Annotated in this window: 18 protein-coding genes and 1 tRNA gene; 17 read left to right on the forward strand and 2 right to left on the reverse strand. The window is 44.6% G+C overall.

What is annotated here, in order from left to right:
* Positions 1-32 precede the first annotated feature (32 nt).
* On the forward strand, positions 33-2,333 hold the full coding sequence (locus J1C91_RS03690; RefSeq protein ID WP_002909240.1) for a DNA translocase FtsK: 2,301 nt from the start codon (positions 33-35) through the stop codon (positions 2,331-2,333).
* A 104-nt stretch (positions 2,334-2,437) separates the two neighbouring features.
* Positions 2,438-2,824 (forward strand): SMU1112c/YaeR family gloxylase I-like metalloprotein, encoded by a 387-nt coding sequence (gloA2, locus tag J1C91_RS03695; protein WP_023916518.1) that lies wholly within the window; start codon positions 2,438-2,440, stop codon positions 2,822-2,824.
* Between the two features lie 110 nt (positions 2,825-2,934).
* Here gloA2 and J1C91_RS03700 read toward each other — a convergent pair whose 3' ends face one another.
* The gene (locus J1C91_RS03700) at positions 2,935-3,282 is read right to left on the reverse strand and encodes a DUF3397 domain-containing protein (RefSeq protein ID WP_002897148.1); all 348 of its coding nucleotides are present in this window, start codon (positions 3,280-3,282) and stop codon (positions 2,935-2,937) included.
* A gap of 151 nt (positions 3,283-3,433) precedes the next feature.
* On the opposite strand from J1C91_RS03700, the gene rplK reads away from it, so the two are divergent.
* The 10 genes from rplK to J1C91_RS03750 all read left to right on the forward strand — a co-directional run bounded on the left by rplK (position 3,434) and on the right by J1C91_RS03750 (position 10,989).
* Positions 3,434-3,859, forward strand: coding sequence for a 50S ribosomal protein L11 (rplK, locus tag J1C91_RS03705; RefSeq protein ID WP_002909242.1), 426 nt, complete (start codon positions 3,434-3,436; stop codon positions 3,857-3,859).
* Between the two features lie 101 nt (positions 3,860-3,960).
* Positions 3,961-4,650, forward strand: a complete 690-nt coding sequence (gene rplA / locus J1C91_RS03710; RefSeq protein ID WP_002894855.1) for a 50S ribosomal protein L1 — start codon at positions 3,961-3,963, stop codon at positions 4,648-4,650.
* A 129-nt stretch (positions 4,651-4,779) separates the two neighbouring features.
* Positions 4,780-6,231 (forward strand): APC family permease, encoded by a 1,452-nt coding sequence (locus tag J1C91_RS03715; RefSeq protein WP_002909243.1) that lies wholly within the window; start codon positions 4,780-4,782, stop codon positions 6,229-6,231.
* Positions 6,232-6,421: 190 nt separating this feature from the next.
* Positions 6,422-7,147 (forward strand): UMP kinase, encoded by a 726-nt coding sequence (pyrH, locus tag J1C91_RS03720; protein WP_002894857.1) that lies wholly within the window; start codon positions 6,422-6,424, stop codon positions 7,145-7,147.
* Between the two features lie 19 nt (positions 7,148-7,166).
* Entirely contained in the window at positions 7,167-7,724 is a 558-nt protein-coding gene (gene frr, locus J1C91_RS03725) for a ribosome recycling factor (protein ID WP_002894858.1), read from the forward strand.
* A 104-nt stretch (positions 7,725-7,828) separates the two neighbouring features.
* Positions 7,829-8,683, forward strand: coding sequence for an RNA-binding virulence regulatory protein CvfB (cvfB, locus tag J1C91_RS03730; RefSeq protein WP_002909244.1), 855 nt, complete (start codon positions 7,829-7,831; stop codon positions 8,681-8,683).
* A 68-nt stretch (positions 8,684-8,751) separates the two neighbouring features.
* The gene (locus J1C91_RS03735; protein WP_002894860.1) at positions 8,752-8,967 is read left to right on the forward strand and encodes a YozE family protein; all 216 of its coding nucleotides are present in this window, start codon (positions 8,752-8,754) and stop codon (positions 8,965-8,967) included.
* A 90-nt stretch (positions 8,968-9,057) separates the two neighbouring features.
* Positions 9,058-10,047: a PhoH family protein gene (locus J1C91_RS03740; RefSeq protein WP_002909245.1), complete on the forward strand. Its 990-nt coding sequence runs from the start codon at positions 9,058-9,060 to the stop codon at positions 10,045-10,047.
* Positions 10,048-10,154: 107 nt separating this feature from the next.
* Positions 10,155-10,439 (forward strand): hypothetical protein, encoded by a 285-nt coding sequence (locus J1C91_RS03745; RefSeq protein ID WP_002909246.1) that lies wholly within the window; start codon positions 10,155-10,157, stop codon positions 10,437-10,439.
* Complete coding sequence (locus tag J1C91_RS03750; protein WP_002909247.1) at positions 10,432-10,989, forward strand: DUF6036 family nucleotidyltransferase; 558 nt, start codon at positions 10,432-10,434, stop codon at positions 10,987-10,989. The genes J1C91_RS03745 and J1C91_RS03750 overlap by 8 nt, the downstream gene beginning before the upstream one ends.
* Positions 10,990-11,082: 93 nt before the next feature.
* Here the strand turns inward: J1C91_RS03750 and ald are convergent, their stop codons facing one another.
* Positions 11,083-12,195 carry an alanine dehydrogenase gene (ald, locus tag J1C91_RS03755; RefSeq protein WP_002909248.1) on the reverse strand — a complete coding sequence of 371 codons (1,113 nt, stop codon included), beginning with the start codon at positions 12,193-12,195 and terminating at the stop codon, positions 11,083-11,085.
* 130 nt (positions 12,196-12,325) lie between these two features.
* On the opposite strand from ald, the gene J1C91_RS03760 reads away from it, so the two are divergent.
* The 5 genes from J1C91_RS03760 (at position 12,326) to era (ending at position 15,083) form a co-directional block, all read left to right on the forward strand.
* Entirely contained in the window at positions 12,326-12,895 is a 570-nt protein-coding gene (locus tag J1C91_RS03760; protein WP_002909249.1) for a GNAT family N-acetyltransferase, read from the forward strand.
* A 48-nt stretch (positions 12,896-12,943) separates the two neighbouring features.
* Positions 12,944-13,016 (forward strand) — tRNA-Thr (locus J1C91_RS03765).
* A 224-nt stretch (positions 13,017-13,240) separates the two neighbouring features.
* A complete protein-coding gene (ybeY, locus tag J1C91_RS03770) occupies positions 13,241-13,738 on the forward strand; it encodes an rRNA maturation RNase YbeY (protein WP_002909250.1) in 498 nt (165 codons plus the stop codon).
* Entirely contained in the window at positions 13,719-14,117 is a 399-nt protein-coding gene (locus tag J1C91_RS03775; protein ID WP_002894866.1) for a diacylglycerol kinase family protein, read from the forward strand. Before ybeY ends, J1C91_RS03775 begins: the two co-directional genes overlap by 20 nt.
* 66 nt (positions 14,118-14,183) lie before the next feature.
* The gene (gene era / locus J1C91_RS03780) at positions 14,184-15,083 is read left to right on the forward strand and encodes a GTPase Era (RefSeq protein WP_002909251.1); all 900 of its coding nucleotides are present in this window, start codon (positions 14,184-14,186) and stop codon (positions 15,081-15,083) included.
* The last annotated feature ends 4 nt before the right edge of the window (positions 15,084-15,087 follow it).

The following is a 15,087-nucleotide window of genomic DNA, read 5'->3' on the forward strand; positions in this document are numbered from 1 at the left end:
ATCTATGGCTCAAATATGGTATAATAAGGGTTATGGCAACTAAGAAAAACACGAAAAAAGGCCGGACAACTCGCCGGCCGACAAAAGCAGAATTAGAAAGACAAAAAGCAATAAAGAGAATGATTGCCACCTTTGTGCTGGCTCTTATTCTTTTGTTTGCAGCGATAAAGCTGGGCGCCTTTGGGGTTACCATTTATAATATGATTCGCCTCTTGGTGGGAAGCTTGGCTTATCTGGCTATTCTGGCCAGCTTTGGCTATCTCTTTTTTTTCAAGTGGCTGCACAAGCACGAGGGGACGGTTTCAGGATTTATCAGCCTCTTTTTAGGGTTGGAGTTGATCTTCCAAGCTTATTTTGTCAGTGTGTTGAAGCTAGAAGGGGCAGCAGTCTTATCTACAACTTTAGGCAGGGTCTTGACTGATTTGACAGCCTTTAAGGTTAGCTCCTTCGCGGGAGGCGGCCTGCTGGGCTCTCTCTTATACGCACCTATCTCTTTCCTTTTTTCAAATATCGGTTCTTATTTCTTCGGCCTGCTGCTCATTCTTTTGGGCGGTCTCCTTATGAGCCCGTGGTCTATCTATGATATTTCAGAAAAGGCTATGGCAGCCTTTCAAAATTGGAGAGAAAAGCAGGAAGAAAAGCGACAGCTTCGTTTCTTGGAGCAGGAAGAGAAAGCTGCACAGGCAGCTATGCAAGCCATTGAAGTAGAGCAAGAAGAAGCTGAAGTGGATCCTGAAACGGGAGAGATTTTAGATGACGAGGACTTGTCAGATACAGCTGTGGACTTTGACGAGGCAGACTATGAGGAACTAGGAGAGTATGACCCTCATGAGCCTCTGGACTTTGGTCGCGAAGAAGAGACGGATGAGGCGGACGTAGACGTTGAAGTGGACTTTACCGCCAAGGAAAGTCTGGACTACAAGCTGCCGACCATCAACCTCTTTGCGCCCGACAAGCCTAAGAATCAGTCCAAAGAAAAGCGCATTGTTCGAGATAATATCAAAATTTTGGAAGAGACCTTTGCTAGTTTTGGGATAAAGGCTGCTGTTGAGAGGGCTGAAATCGGACCTTCCGTCACTAAGTACGAGGTCAAGCCAGCTGTTGGTGTTCGGGTCAATCGGATTTCCAATCTGGCTGATGACTTGGCTCTTGCCCTAGCTGCCAAGGATGTACGGATTGAAGCGCCGATTCCTGGAAAATCCCTAGTCGGGATTGAAGTGCCCAACTCTGAAGTTGCGACCGTGACTTTCCGAGAACTCTGGGAGCAGTCTAAGACGGATGCTAGTAAGCTTCTAGAAATCCCACTTGGTAAGGCTGTCAACGGCTCCGTTCGCTCCTTTGACTTGGCTAAGATGCCCCATCTCTTGGTGGCTGGCTCTACTGGCTCTGGTAAATCTGTGGCCGTCAACGGTATTATTGCCAGCATTCTCATGAAAGCCAGACCGGATGAAGTCAAGTTTATGATGGTGGATCCTAAGATGGTGGAGCTGTCCGTTTATAATGACATTCCCCACTTGCTTATCCCTGTTGTGACCAATCCACGCAAGGCCAGTCGTGCATTGCAGAAGGTTGTAGACGAAATGGAAAATCGCTATGAACTCTTCTCTAAGGTCGGTGCCCGTAACATTGCTGGCTACAATGCTAAGGTTGCTGAGTACAATGCCCAGTCAGAGTACAAGCAGGTGCCCCTGCCTTTAATCGTTGTTATCGTGGATGAGCTGGCTGACCTCATGATGGTGGCCAGCAAGGAAGTGGAAGACGCCATTATCCGGTTGGGACAAAAAGCGCGTGCGGCTGGGATTCACATGATTCTGGCTACCCAGCGGCCATCAGTAGATGTTATATCGGGTCTAATCAAGGCTAATGTGCCCTCTCGGATTGCCTTTGCTGTGTCCAGCGGGACAGACAGTCGGACCATTCTGGATGAAAATGGAGCAGAAAAGCTCTTGGGTCGTGGGGATATGCTCTTTAAGCCTATTGATGAAAACCATCCGGTTCGTTTGCAGGGCTCTTTTATCTCAGACGAAGATGTGGAGCGAATCGTAGCCTTCGTCAAGAATCAAGCTGAAGCTGATTATGATGATAGCTTTGATCCTGGTGAAGTATCTGAAAGTGATTTGGATACTGGCGGGGGCGACGATGAAGGTGATCCTCTCTTTGAAGAAGCCAAGGCCTTGGTTATCGAGACTCAGAAAGCTAGCGCATCTATGATTCAGCGGCGACTCTCAGTCGGCTTTAACCGGGCCACTCGTCTCATGGAAGAACTTGAAGCAGCGGGTGTTATCGGACCAGCCGAGGGAACCAAGCCGAGAAAAGTTTTGCAGACGAATTGATCCTAATTTCACTAGTCTGCCAGCAAGAAAATCATTTGATAAAAACAAATCTGCCAGCAGTCAGCCGGCAGATTTTCTCTACTTACCAAGGAAAGGAAAAAAGTATGAAACTAGACACCATTCACCATATAGCCATCATTGGTCATGATTATGCCAAGACCAGGGAGTTTTATGTGGATAAGCTAGGCTTTGAGCAGCTGGATGAACACCATCGGCCAGACAAGCAGGATATTCTCTTTAATGTCCGCAAGGGAAATCTGACTCTGGAAATTTTTATCAAGGAAGAAGCTCCCAAGCGGCCAGCCCTGCCGCATCCTGAGCATACAGGTCTACGGCATCTGGCCTTCCGAGTGACAAATGTCGAAGAAACGCTAGCGGAATTTGATCGTTTAAAGATTCCTCATACCGAGCTGCGCTATGACGACTTCGACGGCCGTAAGATGGCTTTCTTCTTTGATCCGGATGGCCTGCCTCTGGAGATTCATGAATAAGACTAGGAGCATCGTAAGATTCTTCTTTCACGGCAAAAGAAGGACTTGTAAATCTCACATATGAAAAACCCATCGGCTATCTTATGACCGATGGGTTTTATTTTACATTGTTACAAAAAGAGACCGATGACCATGGCTAGGTACATGAAGAAGGTCAGAAGAAAACCTGCTCGCCAGAAGAACTTAAAGAACTTAGGATAGTAGAAGCTCCGTTTTTTCTTGAGAAAATAGATGGTAATGGCGATAGCGAGAACTGAGAGAGCTAGAGTCAGCTGGGGCAGCAAGCTATGATAGTAGGCCTTGTCTGAAATGATATAAAATTCCACAACAAAAAGCGGAAAAGCCAAGTCCGCAAAGTTTAAACCGTATTTTCTTAATTGAAAAACTCGCACTGTAATAGTGGTTAAAATCAATGTTAAAAAGATAAATAAAATCGAAGCAATCTTTAATAGTGTCATAAGATTATTTTACCACAAAAAATTCAAAAAAGAAGATAAAATTCCTTGCATTTAACAAAGTTTAGTGTATAATAGAAAGGTATGCGAAAAGCATACTTGTGGGAGGTAAAAATCTTTATTTACCGCCAAAACCACAAAGGAGGATTTAAAAATGGCTAAAAAAATCGAAAAACTTGTAAAATTGCAAATCCCTGCTGGTAAAGCTACTCCAGCTCCACCAGTTGGTCCTGCGCTTGGTCAAGCCGGTATCAACATCATGGGATTCACTAAGGAGTTCAACGCTCGTACAGCTGATCAAGCTGGTATGATTATTCCAGTTGTTATCTCAGTATACGAAGACAAATCATTCACTTTCGTGACTAAGACTCCGCCAGCTGCTGTTCTGTTGAAGAAAGCTGCAGGCGTTGAAAAAGGTTCTGGTGAGCCAAACAAAACGAAAGTTGCAACAGTTACTCGTGCGCAAGTACAAGAAATTGCTGAAACTAAGATGCCAGATTTGAACGCTGCAAACATCGAGTCTGCAATGCGTATGATTGAAGGTACTGCTCGTTCTATGGGATTCACTGTTGTTGACTAATCAATAACGCTCGTCCCATTTGCCCGCACTACACTTGATCAGATTGACGAGTGACGTGGGAGATGAAAATCGATTGAACCACTTACAAGGAGAAAGATAAAATGGCTAAAAAAAGCAAACAACTTCGTGCTGCTCTTGAAAAAATCGACAGCACAAAAGCATACAGCGTAGAAGAAGCTGTAGCACTTGCAAAAGAAACTAACTTTGCAAAATTCGATGCAACTGTAGAAGTTGCTTACAACTTGAACATCGACGTTAAAAAAGCTGACCAACAAATCCGTGGCGCAATGGTATTGCCAAACGGAACTGGTAAAACTTCACGTGTTCTTGTTTTCGCACGTGGTGCTAAAGCAGAAGAAGCGAAAGCTGCTGGTGCAGACTTCGTTGGTGAAGATGACCTCGTTGCAAAAATCAACGACGGTTGGTTGGACTTTGACGTAGTAATCGCTACACCTGACATGATGGCTCTTGTAGGTCGCCTTGGACGTGTCCTGGGACCTCGTAACTTGATGCCAAACCCTAAGACTGGTACTGTAACAATGGACGTTGCAAAAGCAGTTGAAGAGTCTAAAGGTGGTAAGATTACTTACCGTGCAGACCGTGCAGGTAACGTACAAGCTATCATTGGTAAAGTTTCATTTGAAGCTGACAAGTTGGTTGAAAACTTCAAAGCTTTCAACGACACAATCCAAAAAGCGAAACCAGCTACTGCTAAAGGTACTTACGTAACCAACCTGACTATCACTACTACACAAGGTGTTGGTATCAAGGTTGACGTAAACTCACTTTAAGAATTAAATTGAACTGCCTTCGGGTAGTTCTTTTTTTGAAATAAAAATGCTGATAACGATTACAAACTCATAGAAACATGTTATAATAATATCGAATCAATTTATTTTATAATAAAAGGAGACGGTGTCATGAAAAAAGATCAGAACCAGCTAACCTGGCTGATGGTATCTCTGATTGCTTTTAATATGGTCTGGGGTCTGGGCAATGTAGTTAATAACTACTCCCAGCAAGGCATTTCTGTAATTGTTTCTTGGATTCTTATCCTAGCTATTTACTTTATTCCCTATGCCCTCATCGTGGGGCAGCTAGGCTCGACTTTTAAGGAGAGCGGAGGCGGTGTCAGTGACTGGGTGGAGAAAACCTCTACCAAGCGGCTGGCTTATTTCGCGGCCTGGACTTACTGGGTGGTGCATATTCCCTATCTAGCTCAGAAACCTCAGGGAGTTTTGATCCCGTTGGGCTGGGCAATTCAGGGAAATGGAGACTTTTTGAGCAGTCTTGATATTCACTGGATCGTTATTCTTAGCTTGCTGATTTTCGGTGCCTTTCTCTATTTGTCTACCAAGGGGCTGTCCACGCTCAAGGTGATTGGGGGCTTGGCAGGAAGTGCCATGCTCATCATGTCTTTCCTCTTTGTCCTCTTAGCAGTCGGGGCACCTTTTATCAAACCTGACATGCAGTTTGCGACGGCTAATATGGATAAGCTTAGCACTTACATTCCCAACTTTGACTTCTCTTATTTCACGACTATCTCCCTCTTAGTCTTTGCGGTCGGCGGGGCTGAGAAAATATCTCCTTACGTTAACCAAACACGCAATCCAGCCAAGGAATTTCCAAAGGGGATGATTGTCATGGCTGTCATGGTTGGTGCATCTGCTATCCTAGGCTCTATAGCTATGGGCATGCTTTTTGATGGCAGCAATATTCCTGAAGACCTGATGAGAAATGGTGCTTATCAAGCCTTCCAAAAGCTGGGCAACTATTGGGGAGTGGGCAATGTACTAGTAGTCATCTATGCCCTGACCAATATGGTTGGACAGATTGCAGCACTGGCTTTCTCTATTGACGCGCCTCTGCAAATCATGCTCAATAATGCTGATGAAGAGTTTGTCCCAAGTTGGCTGCGCAAGAGAACATCAAAAGGAGTCCTCATTAACGGTTACATCCTGACAGGGATTTTAGTTAGCTTCTTGATTATTCTGCCTATCTTTGGAATCAAAGAAATTGACGGCCTAGTCAAATGGATGACCAACCTCAACTCCATTGTTATGCCAATGCGGTATCTCTGGGTATTCCTGGCCTACATGATGTTGAACAAGGCCTGGAAGAAGTACAAGGATGCCGAGTACAAGTTTACCAAAAATCCAAAAGTTGGCTTTGCCATCGGAGCTTGGTGCTTCCTCTTTACAGCCTTTGCCTGCATTTTAGGGATGGTTCCGAAAGTGGACTTTGCCAAAGACCCAGCTGGCTGGCAATTCTCTCTCTTGACAAATATCCTGACGCCAATCGTCTTGATCAGTCTGGGTGTCATCCTGCCACTCTTAGCTAAACGAGAAAAGAAACAGTCGGTCAAGCAGTGAGTAGACCTTGTAAAAGATGATTGAAATATTCATTCCCAGTCCTATCTGATGATGGGGCTGGTTTTTCTGTGAAATGAGCTTGCCTGCTCTGCTATTTTACTAAAAGGAAAAAAGAAAAATTTCAGTGATTTAACTATATAAAAATCACAAAATGTGGTAAAATAGTACAGATAAAATAAGGAGTAAAAAAATGGTAGAACCTAAGTATAAGCGTATTTTGATTAAGTTGTCAGGTGAAGCTCTTGCCGGTGAAAAAGGCGTTGGTATTGATATTCAAACTGTTCAGAAGATGGCGGAAGAAATCAAAGAAGTTCACGATTTGGGAGTTCAGATTGCTCTGGTTATCGGAGGTGGAAACCTTTGGCGGGGTGAGCCGGCAGCGGAAGCGGGCATGGACCGTGTGCAGGCCGACTATACTGGTATGTTGGGCACTGTCATGAATGCGCTGGTAATGGCGGATTCGCTGCAGCAGGTCGGTGTAGATACGCGCGTGCAGACAGCGATTGCTATGCAGCAGGTAGCTGAACCTTATATCCGAGGTCGGGCTCTTCGTCATCTGGAAAAAGGCCGTATCGTCATTTTCGGTGCAGGTATTGGTTCTCCTTATTTTTCAACCGATACAACCGCTGCCTTGCGCTCAGCAGAGATTGAAGCAGATGCGATTCTCATGGCTAAAAATGGCGTGGACGGTGTCTATAATGCCGATCCTAAGAAGGATAAGACCGCTGTTAAGTTTGATGAACTGACCCACCGGGATGTTATCAGCAAGGGACTGCGGATTATGGACTCGACGGCTTCGACCCTGTCTATGGACAATGACATTGACTTGGTTGTCTTTAACATGAATGAGCCGGGCAATATCAAACGCGTTGTTATCGGTGAGCAAATCGGAACAACAGTATCAAATAATTTATAAGAACGGAGATTAGAAACTCATGGCAAATGCAATTGTAGAAAAAGCAAAAGAAAGAATGACCCACTCGCACCAAAGTCTGGCTCGTGAATTTGGCAGCATCCGTGCAGGCCGCGCCAATGCCAGCCTTTTGGACCGCATCCATGTGGAGTACTATGGAGTAGAAACTCCGCTCAACCAAATCGCTTCGATTACGATTCCGGAAGCGCGTGTTCTTTTGGTGACACCTTTTGACAAGTCTTCTATCAAGGACATTGAGCGTGCGCTTAATGCTTCTGACCTGGGTATTACGCCAGCCAGCGATGGCTCTGTGATTCGTTTGGTCATTCCAGCTCTGACAGAGGAAACTCGCCGTGATTTGGCTAAAGAAGTGAAAAAGGTCGGTGAAAATGCTAAAGTTGCTATCCGCAACATCCGCCGCGATGCTATGGATGAAGCTAAGAAGCAGGAAAAAGCTAAAGAAATCACTGAAGATGAATTGAAGACCTTGGAAAAGGATATTCAAAAAGTAACGGATGATGCTGTCAAACATATCGATGAGATGACGGCAAATAAAGAAAAAGAACTTTTAGAAGTTTAACATTTTTATCAGAATCAAAACTCAGTTGGCTTTGGCTGACTGAGTTGTTTTAAAATCAAAAATCCTTGCCCGGTTTGAAGAAGCAAGGTAGAAAATAGGTCTATATGAATACAAATCTTGCTAGCTTCATCGTGGGTATCATCACGGATGAAAATGATCGCTTTTACTTTGTTCAAAAGGATGGTCAGGTTTACGCTCTTTCTAAGGAAGAGGGGGCGCATGAGCTGGGTCAGTCTGTCAAAGGATTTGCCTACAGCGATATGAAGCAGAAGCTTCGTTTGACAACTCTCGAAGTTACAGCAACCCAAGAGCAGTTTGGTTGGGGAACAGTAACGGAGGTTCGCAAGGATCTAGGCGTCTTTGTCGATACCGGTCTGCCTGATAAGCAAATCGTCGTGTCACTTGACATCTTGCCAGAAATCAAGGAACTCTGGCCTAAGAAGGGTGATCGCCTTTATATCCGTCTGGATGTGGACAAGAAAGATCGCATCTGGGGCCAACTGGCTTATCAAGAGGATTTCCAGCGTCTGGCCCGTCCTGCCTACAATAACATGCAGAACCAAAACTGGCCAGCCATCGTTTATCGGCTCAAGCTTTCTGGTACTTTTGTCTACCTGCCGGAGAATAATATGCTGGGCTTCATTCATCCGAGTGAGCGCTATGCAGAGCCACGTCTAGGGCAAGTCTTGGACGCACGGGTAATTGGCTTCCGTGAAGTAGACCGCACCCTTAACCTCTCCCTCAAGCCTCGTTCCTTTGAAATGCTGGAAAACGATGCCCAGATGATTCTAACCTATCTGGAGAGCAATGGCGGCTTTATGACCTTGAACGACAAGTCTTCACCAGACGACATCAAGTCTACCTTTGGCATTTCCAAAGGTCAGTTTAAAAAAGCTCTGGGTGGGCTGATGAAAGCTGGTAAAATCAAGCAGGATCCGACCGGAACGGAGTTGGTGTGAGGATAAAGAATCACGTATCTAGAGCTGATGCTTGGAAGGATACTGTCTTAAAGAAATGAAAGGAACCTATGAGAAAGTCTTTTTACAGCTGGCTGATGACAGAGCGCAATCCTAAGAGCAAGGAGCCCAAGGCTATTTTGGCGGATTTGGCTTTTCAGGATACGGCCTTTCCCAAGCATACGGATGATTTTGATGAGGTCAGTCGTTTTCTAGAGGAGCATGCAAATTTTTCCTTTAACCTTGGTGAGTTCGATGCTATTTGGGAAGAGTATCAGGCCCATTAAGTGGATAGTGGCTAGGGATAGTCATTTTCTGCTTGCTTTGATATAATAAAGATAATTCATTCAAAAAAATAAAATAGAGAGGTTCTTTGTTTGCAGGAACATTCAGTAGAATTGAAACTGGGCCATCCAGATGATGCCTTTCATCTCTTTGGCTCTAATGAACGCCATCTGCGCCTAATGGAGCAGGAATTGAAGGTAACTATTCACGCCCGAACCGAGATTGTGCAGATTTTAGGTACGGAAGCTGCCTGTGAAGAGACTCGACAGGTCATTCAGGCTCTGTTGGTCTTGGTCAATCGTGGCATGACCATCGGGACACCCGATGTTGTGACAGCCATTACCATGGTCAAAAATGATGAAATTGATAAGTTTGTAGCTCTTTACGAAGAAGAGATTATCAAGGACAGCTATGGCAAGCCGATTCGGGTCAAGACACTTGGCCAGAAAATCTATGTAGACAGTGTTAAAAATCATGATATTGTTTTTGGTATCGGGCCAGCCGGAACAGGGAAGACCTTTCTGGCAGTGACTTTGGCGGTGACAGCTCTTAAACGTGGTCAGGTCAAGCGAATCATCTTAACGCGGCCGGCAGTAGAAGCTGGTGAGAGTTTGGGCTTTCTGCCTGGTGACCTTAAGGAAAAGGTGGATCCATATCTGCGTCCGGTCTATGATGCCTTGTATCAGATTTTGGGTAAGGACCAGACGACTCGCCTTATGGAGCGAGAAATCATTGAGATTGCTCCCCTAGCCTATATGCGGGGGCGGACGCTGGATGATGCCTTTGTGATACTAGACGAAGCTCAGAACACCACCATCATGCAGATGAAGATGTTTCTGACACGTCTCGGCTTTCAGTCCAAGATGATTGTCAATGGAGATATCAGTCAGGTTGACCTGCCTCGCAATGTTAAGTCGGGCCTCATTGATGCTCAGGAGAAATTAAAGAACATCTCCCAGATCGACTTTGTGCATTTCTCAGCTAAGGATGTCGTTCGCCATCCAGTGGTGGCGGAGATTATCCGAGCTTATGAACCAACTCCTGTTAAAGAGGCAGCAACTGAGCCAGAAGAAATGGAATAAGAGAACTAAATATCAGTTCACATCGGCCATGATATAGAATTTTTAAGGTTTATAAAATGATTAAAAGTGATTATCAGGAAAGATAGAATTTTAAAAAGAGGTAGAAGATGGATTGGTATGATTACATGATTAATGCTTCTAGGCAATCAAGGTTTAACGCCAGTCATTGGTTTCGTTACCTTAGAAAGGTTATTTTTGAAGATAGTTCTTATTTGACTGACAAAGATGTGGAACGTTTGTTGTCTTCAAAAGAGTTGACAGATTTTCAAAAGGTTAGTCTGAAATATGCTCTACAAGAACACACTCCAACGCATGAGTATGTAGTTTCTTTAAACAAACCTGCTAAGTTAACAAATGTTCAAGAGCTGATGGAGAGATATAAGCATGGATAAAATGAAACCAGTTTTTGAAGCCTTAAATCAAGAATTGGCCCAAGCCAATCTTACTTTAACTATTATCTGTGTTGGGGGCTATGTCTTGGAACATCATGGCTTGCGAGCAACGCAAGATGTAGATGCTTTTTACCAAGAAAACCAAAAAATCAATGAGATTATTGCGAGAGTAGGACAACGATTTAACCTCAATACTCATGAAGAACTTTGGCTCAATAATAATGTAGCGAGCATGAACAAGCAACCTGCGGTTGACTTATGTGAGACCTTATATACTTTTAGTCATTTAACGGTTTTAATGGTTCCGATTGAATATGTTTTAGGGATGAAAATGATTAGCATTAGAGAGCAGGATTTGAAAGATATCGGAGCTATTATCAAATACAAAGATTTTCATTCCCCATTCAAAACCTTTGAGGACCTGAGAAAGTTGGGCTTTGATACGATTGATTTTTCTGTTCTTTTAGAAGGTTTTAGTCATGCCTATGGTATGGAATGGCTAGAGGAATTTTTCAAAGAAAATCAAGAAAAGCTAAAGAGGTATTACTAAAGGAAGAATTTGATTTTTATCTAATAACATACGAAAAGAGCAGATTTATTTCTGCTCTTTTTGTGCGATTGATTTTAAAGTCGAAATGTTCGACTAAACGAGTTCGTCAATAGATGTGTAGTCCTTGTTGAGGCCTTCTGCAACTGGCTGACTGGTGATGTGGCCTTGGTAGGTTGTGACACCTTGACGCAGGCCTTGGTCATCTTCAATGGCTTGTTTGAAGCCTTTCTCTGCCAAGGCTTCAATATAAGGAAGGGTGACATTGGTCAAGGCGATAGTAGAAGTGCGGGCTACGGCACCAGGAATATTAGCAACTGCATAGTGGAGAACACCATGTTTTTCATAGACAGGCTCGGTGTGAGTCGTTACGCGGTCGGCTGTTTCAATGACACCGCCTTGGTCAACGGCTACGTCTACAATGACAGAGCCTGGACGCATTTGCTTAACCATATCGTCTGTCACCAGTTTTGGAGCCTTCGCACCAGGGATGAGGACGGCACCGATCACGACATCTGCCTCTCGAACGCTAGCTTCGATATTGAAAGGATTTGACATGAGGGTCTGGATTTGATGGCCGAAGACATCTTCTAGGACAGACAGACGCTTAGCGCTGATATCCAGAATAGTCACTTGAGCACCTAGTCCTAGAGCGATGCGAGCGGCATGAGTTCCAACGACACCGCCACCGATGATGGTTACTTTTCCTTTCGGAACACCCGGAACACCGCCAAGAAGTACACCAGATCCACCTTCACGCTTAGTCAGGAAGTGGGCTCCGATTTGGACCGCCATCCGACCAGCCACCTCACTCATAGGTACCAAGAGTGGCAGTTGTCCATCTTGATCGCGGACAGTTTCGTAGGCCAGACCAGTCGTCTTGGCACTGGTCATAGCATCTGCTAGCTCAGGAGCGGCAGCCATGTGCAGGTAGGTAAAGAGCAAGAGGTCATCACGGAGGAATCCATATTCAGCTGCCAGAGGTTCTTTGACCTTGACCACTAGCTCAGCTGCCCAAGCTTCTGCAGCAGTAGGGACGATTTTTGCACCTTGCTTTTCATAGTCTGCATCTGTAAAACCAGATCCCAGCCCTGCATTTGTCTCAATCAGCACTTCATGGCCTTTACCAACGAGGCTGTGAACACCAGCTGGTGTCAGAGCGACACGATTTTCATTGTTTTTGATTTCTTTTGGAATACCGATTAACATAAAAAATATGCTCCTTTTTTAAGATGTTTTTATTGTATATGAAAACGCTTCAAAAATCAAGAAAAAATCGGAGTGGTTTGCTTTCATTAGTGAATTGTGCTATTCTGTTAAGAAAAAATAGGAGGCCCCGATGGAAAATATCTATGTCAAGCTGGCCCGTCATGCAAGACTGGAAACTGAGCGGCTGATTCTGCGTCCAGTGACCTTGGACGATTCCTCGGCGATGTTTGAGTATGCTTCGGATGAAGAAAATACTCGCTATACCTTTGAGACTAACAAAAGCCTGGAAGAAACACGCAATAATATCGCTCTCTTTTATCTGGCCAATCCTCTGGGGCGCTGGGGAATAGAAATGAAGGAAAGCGGCAAATTCATCGGGACTATTGACCTGCATAAGATCAGGCTGGACTTGAAAACAGCGGCTATCGGCTATGTAATCAATAAAAAATACTGGAATCAGGGCTATACGACAGAGGCCAATCGCGCAGTCATCAAGTTGGCTTTTGAGGAAATCGGGATGAACAAACTTGTAGCGCTGCACGATGTGGATAATCCAGCATCTGGCCGGGTTATGGTCAAGTCTGGTATGAAATATTCCCACGAAGAGCCTTATGCATCACTAGATAAACATGAGAAAGGCCGCATTGTGATGCGGGTCCATTACTATCTGACTAAGGAAGATTATTTTGCAAAAAAATGAGAAAGGATATTGACAAGCACCTATCTACATGATATATTAGATAGGTACGCTGATTTAGCTCAGTTGGCAGAGCGCATCCATGGTAAGGATGAGGTCGCCGGTTCGATCCCGGCAATTAGCATCTTGTAGGACAAGGTTGGGTTTTCCCAGCCTTTTCTTTTTGTCAACGATAGCTGGTCGTGGAATGCAAAGTTTCGGGAAGAAACATAATAAAAATAGCTGCTTTTGTCTTTGCGGTGAGAGGTTGACAAATCTGCTCTGCTATTTTCCAAAACCCTGCCCTTGGTTCCCTAAAGTGAGTCAAAATATGATATAATAAGGTAATACTAGCAAAGCGGGTAAGATATGTATATCGAAATGGTAGATGAAACAGGTCAGGTTTCGGAAGAGATTCTTAAACAGACTCAGGAAATTTTGGAGTTTGCGGCCCAGAAAACGGGCAAGGGAAATAAGGAAATGGCTGTGACTTTTGTCAGCAATGCGCGCAGTCATGAACTCAACTTGGAATATAGAGATACGGATCGGCCAACGGATGTGATTAGCTTGGAGTACAAGCCTGAGCTGGACATTGCTGTTGACGAAGAGGATTTGCTGGACCACCCTGAGCTAGCTGAGATGCTGGAAGATTTTGACGCCTATATCGGTGAGCTGTTCATTTCAGTGGACAAGGCGCGTGAGCAGGCTGAAGAATACGGCCACAGCTTTGAGCGGGAGATGGGCTTTTTGGCAGTGCATGGTTTTCTGCATATCAACGGCTATGATCACTATACGCCTGAAGAAGAAGCAGAAATGTTTGGTTTACAGGAAGAAATTTTAACTGCTTATGGACTCACAAGGAAATAACAAACGCAAATGGAAAAATCGAGATGTCGTCTCGAGTCTGGAATTTGCTTTAACCGGTATTTTTACAGCCTTTAAAGAGGAACGCAATCTGCGTAAGCATGTTCTTTCGGCTCTGGCAGTGATAGTTGCGGGACTGATTTTTGACTTGTCCGCTATAGAATGGCTCTTTCTCTTTTTGAGCATTTTTCTGGTCATTGCCTTTGAGATTGTCAATTCTGCCATTGAAAATGTCGTAGATCTGGCCAGCGATTACCACTTTTCTATGCGGGCAAAGAATGCCAAGGACATGGCGGCGGGAGCTGTTCTGGTCGTGTCTGGCTTTGCTGTTGTGACGGGACTGATTATTTTTGTTCCCAAGATTTGGGATTGGATTTTTTAAAGACTTGAAAATCGGGGGAGACTGCCGATTTTCTGCTGTTTTAATGGAAATAATATAGGTGGAATAATGACTTTTAAATCAGGTTTTGTAGCTATTTTAGGACGTCCTAATGTTGGGAAATCAACCTTTTTGAATCATGTTATGGGGCAAAAGATTGCCATCATGAGCGATAAGGCTCAGACCACACGCAATAAGATTATGGGGATTTACACGACGGATAAGGAGCAGATTGTCTTTATCGATACGCCGGGAATCCATAAGCCTAAGACGGCTCTAGGCGATTTTATGGTGGAAGCAGCTTACAGCACCCTGCGTGAGGTGGATACCGTCCTCTTCATGGTGCCGGCTGATGAGCCGCGTGGCAAGGGCGATGACATGATTATCGAACGCCTGAAAGCGGCTAAAGTACCAGTTATTTTGGTAGTTAATAAGATTGATAAAGTCCATCCAGATCAGCTTTTAGCACAAATTGATGATTTCCGCCAGCAGATGGACTTCAAAGAAATCGTGCCGATTTCAGCCCTGCAGGGCAACAATGTGTCCCATCTGGTTGACATCCTCAGTGAAAATCTGGAGGAAGGCTTCCAGTATTTCCCAGAAGACCAGATTACCGACCATCCGGAGCGTTTTCTGGTATCTGAGATGATTCGGGAGAAAGTTTTGATGCTGACAAGGGAGGAAATTCCCCACTCAGTCGCGGTGGTTGTTGACAGTATGAAGCGAGACGAGGAGACGGACAAGATCCATATTCGAGCGACGATCATGGTGGAGCGCGACAGCCAAAAAGGCATTATCATCGGTAAAGGTGGTTCCATGCTGAAGAAAATCGGATCCATGGCTCGGCGCGATATTGAGCTCATGCTGGGGGACAAGGTCTTCCTAGAAACTTGGGTCAAGGTCAAGAAAAACTGGCGGGACAAGAAGCTGGACTTGGCGGACTTTGGCTATAATAAGAAGGAGTATTGAGGTT

It is taken from the genome of Streptococcus sanguinis (assembly GCF_050222175.1).
Lineage (GTDB): Bacteria > Bacillota > Bacilli > Lactobacillales > Streptococcaceae > Streptococcus > Streptococcus sanguinis_M.

What these genes read in the sequence shown, in the direction of transcription:
- J1C91_RS03690 (WP_002909240.1), top strand. Translation starts at nt 33, where the DNA reads ATGGCAACTAAGAAAAACACGAAAAAAGGCCGGACAACTCGCCGGCCG.
- gloA2 (WP_023916518.1), top strand. Translation starts at nt 2,438, where the DNA reads ATGAAACTAGACACCATTCACCATATAGCCATCATTGGTCATGATTAT.
- J1C91_RS03700 (WP_002897148.1), bottom strand. Translation starts at nt 3,282, where the DNA reads ATGACACTATTAAAGATTGCTTCGATTTTATTTATCTTTTTAACATTG.
- rplK (WP_002909242.1), top strand. Translation starts at nt 3,434, where the DNA reads ATGGCTAAAAAAATCGAAAAACTTGTAAAATTGCAAATCCCTGCTGGT.
- rplA (WP_002894855.1), top strand. Translation starts at nt 3,961, where the DNA reads ATGGCTAAAAAAAGCAAACAACTTCGTGCTGCTCTTGAAAAAATCGAC.
- J1C91_RS03715 (WP_002909243.1), top strand. Translation starts at nt 4,780, where the DNA reads ATGAAAAAAGATCAGAACCAGCTAACCTGGCTGATGGTATCTCTGATT.
- pyrH (WP_002894857.1), top strand. Translation starts at nt 6,422, where the DNA reads ATGGTAGAACCTAAGTATAAGCGTATTTTGATTAAGTTGTCAGGTGAA.
- frr (WP_002894858.1), top strand. Translation starts at nt 7,167, where the DNA reads ATGGCAAATGCAATTGTAGAAAAAGCAAAAGAAAGAATGACCCACTCG.
- cvfB (WP_002909244.1), top strand. Translation starts at nt 7,829, where the DNA reads ATGAATACAAATCTTGCTAGCTTCATCGTGGGTATCATCACGGATGAA.
- J1C91_RS03735 (WP_002894860.1), top strand. Translation starts at nt 8,752, where the DNA reads ATGAGAAAGTCTTTTTACAGCTGGCTGATGACAGAGCGCAATCCTAAG.
- J1C91_RS03745 (WP_002909246.1), top strand. Translation starts at nt 10,155, where the DNA reads ATGGATTGGTATGATTACATGATTAATGCTTCTAGGCAATCAAGGTTT.
- J1C91_RS03750 (WP_002909247.1), top strand. Translation starts at nt 10,432, where the DNA reads ATGGATAAAATGAAACCAGTTTTTGAAGCCTTAAATCAAGAATTGGCC.
- ald (WP_002909248.1), bottom strand. Translation starts at nt 12,195, where the DNA reads ATGTTAATCGGTATTCCAAAAGAAATCAAAAACAATGAAAATCGTGTC.
- J1C91_RS03760 (WP_002909249.1), top strand. Translation starts at nt 12,326, where the DNA reads ATGGAAAATATCTATGTCAAGCTGGCCCGTCATGCAAGACTGGAAACT.
- ybeY (WP_002909250.1), top strand. Translation starts at nt 13,241, where the DNA reads ATGTATATCGAAATGGTAGATGAAACAGGTCAGGTTTCGGAAGAGATT.
- J1C91_RS03775 (WP_002894866.1), top strand. Translation starts at nt 13,719, where the DNA reads ATGGACTCACAAGGAAATAACAAACGCAAATGGAAAAATCGAGATGTC.
- era (WP_002909251.1), top strand. Translation starts at nt 14,184, where the DNA reads ATGACTTTTAAATCAGGTTTTGTAGCTATTTTAGGACGTCCTAATGTT.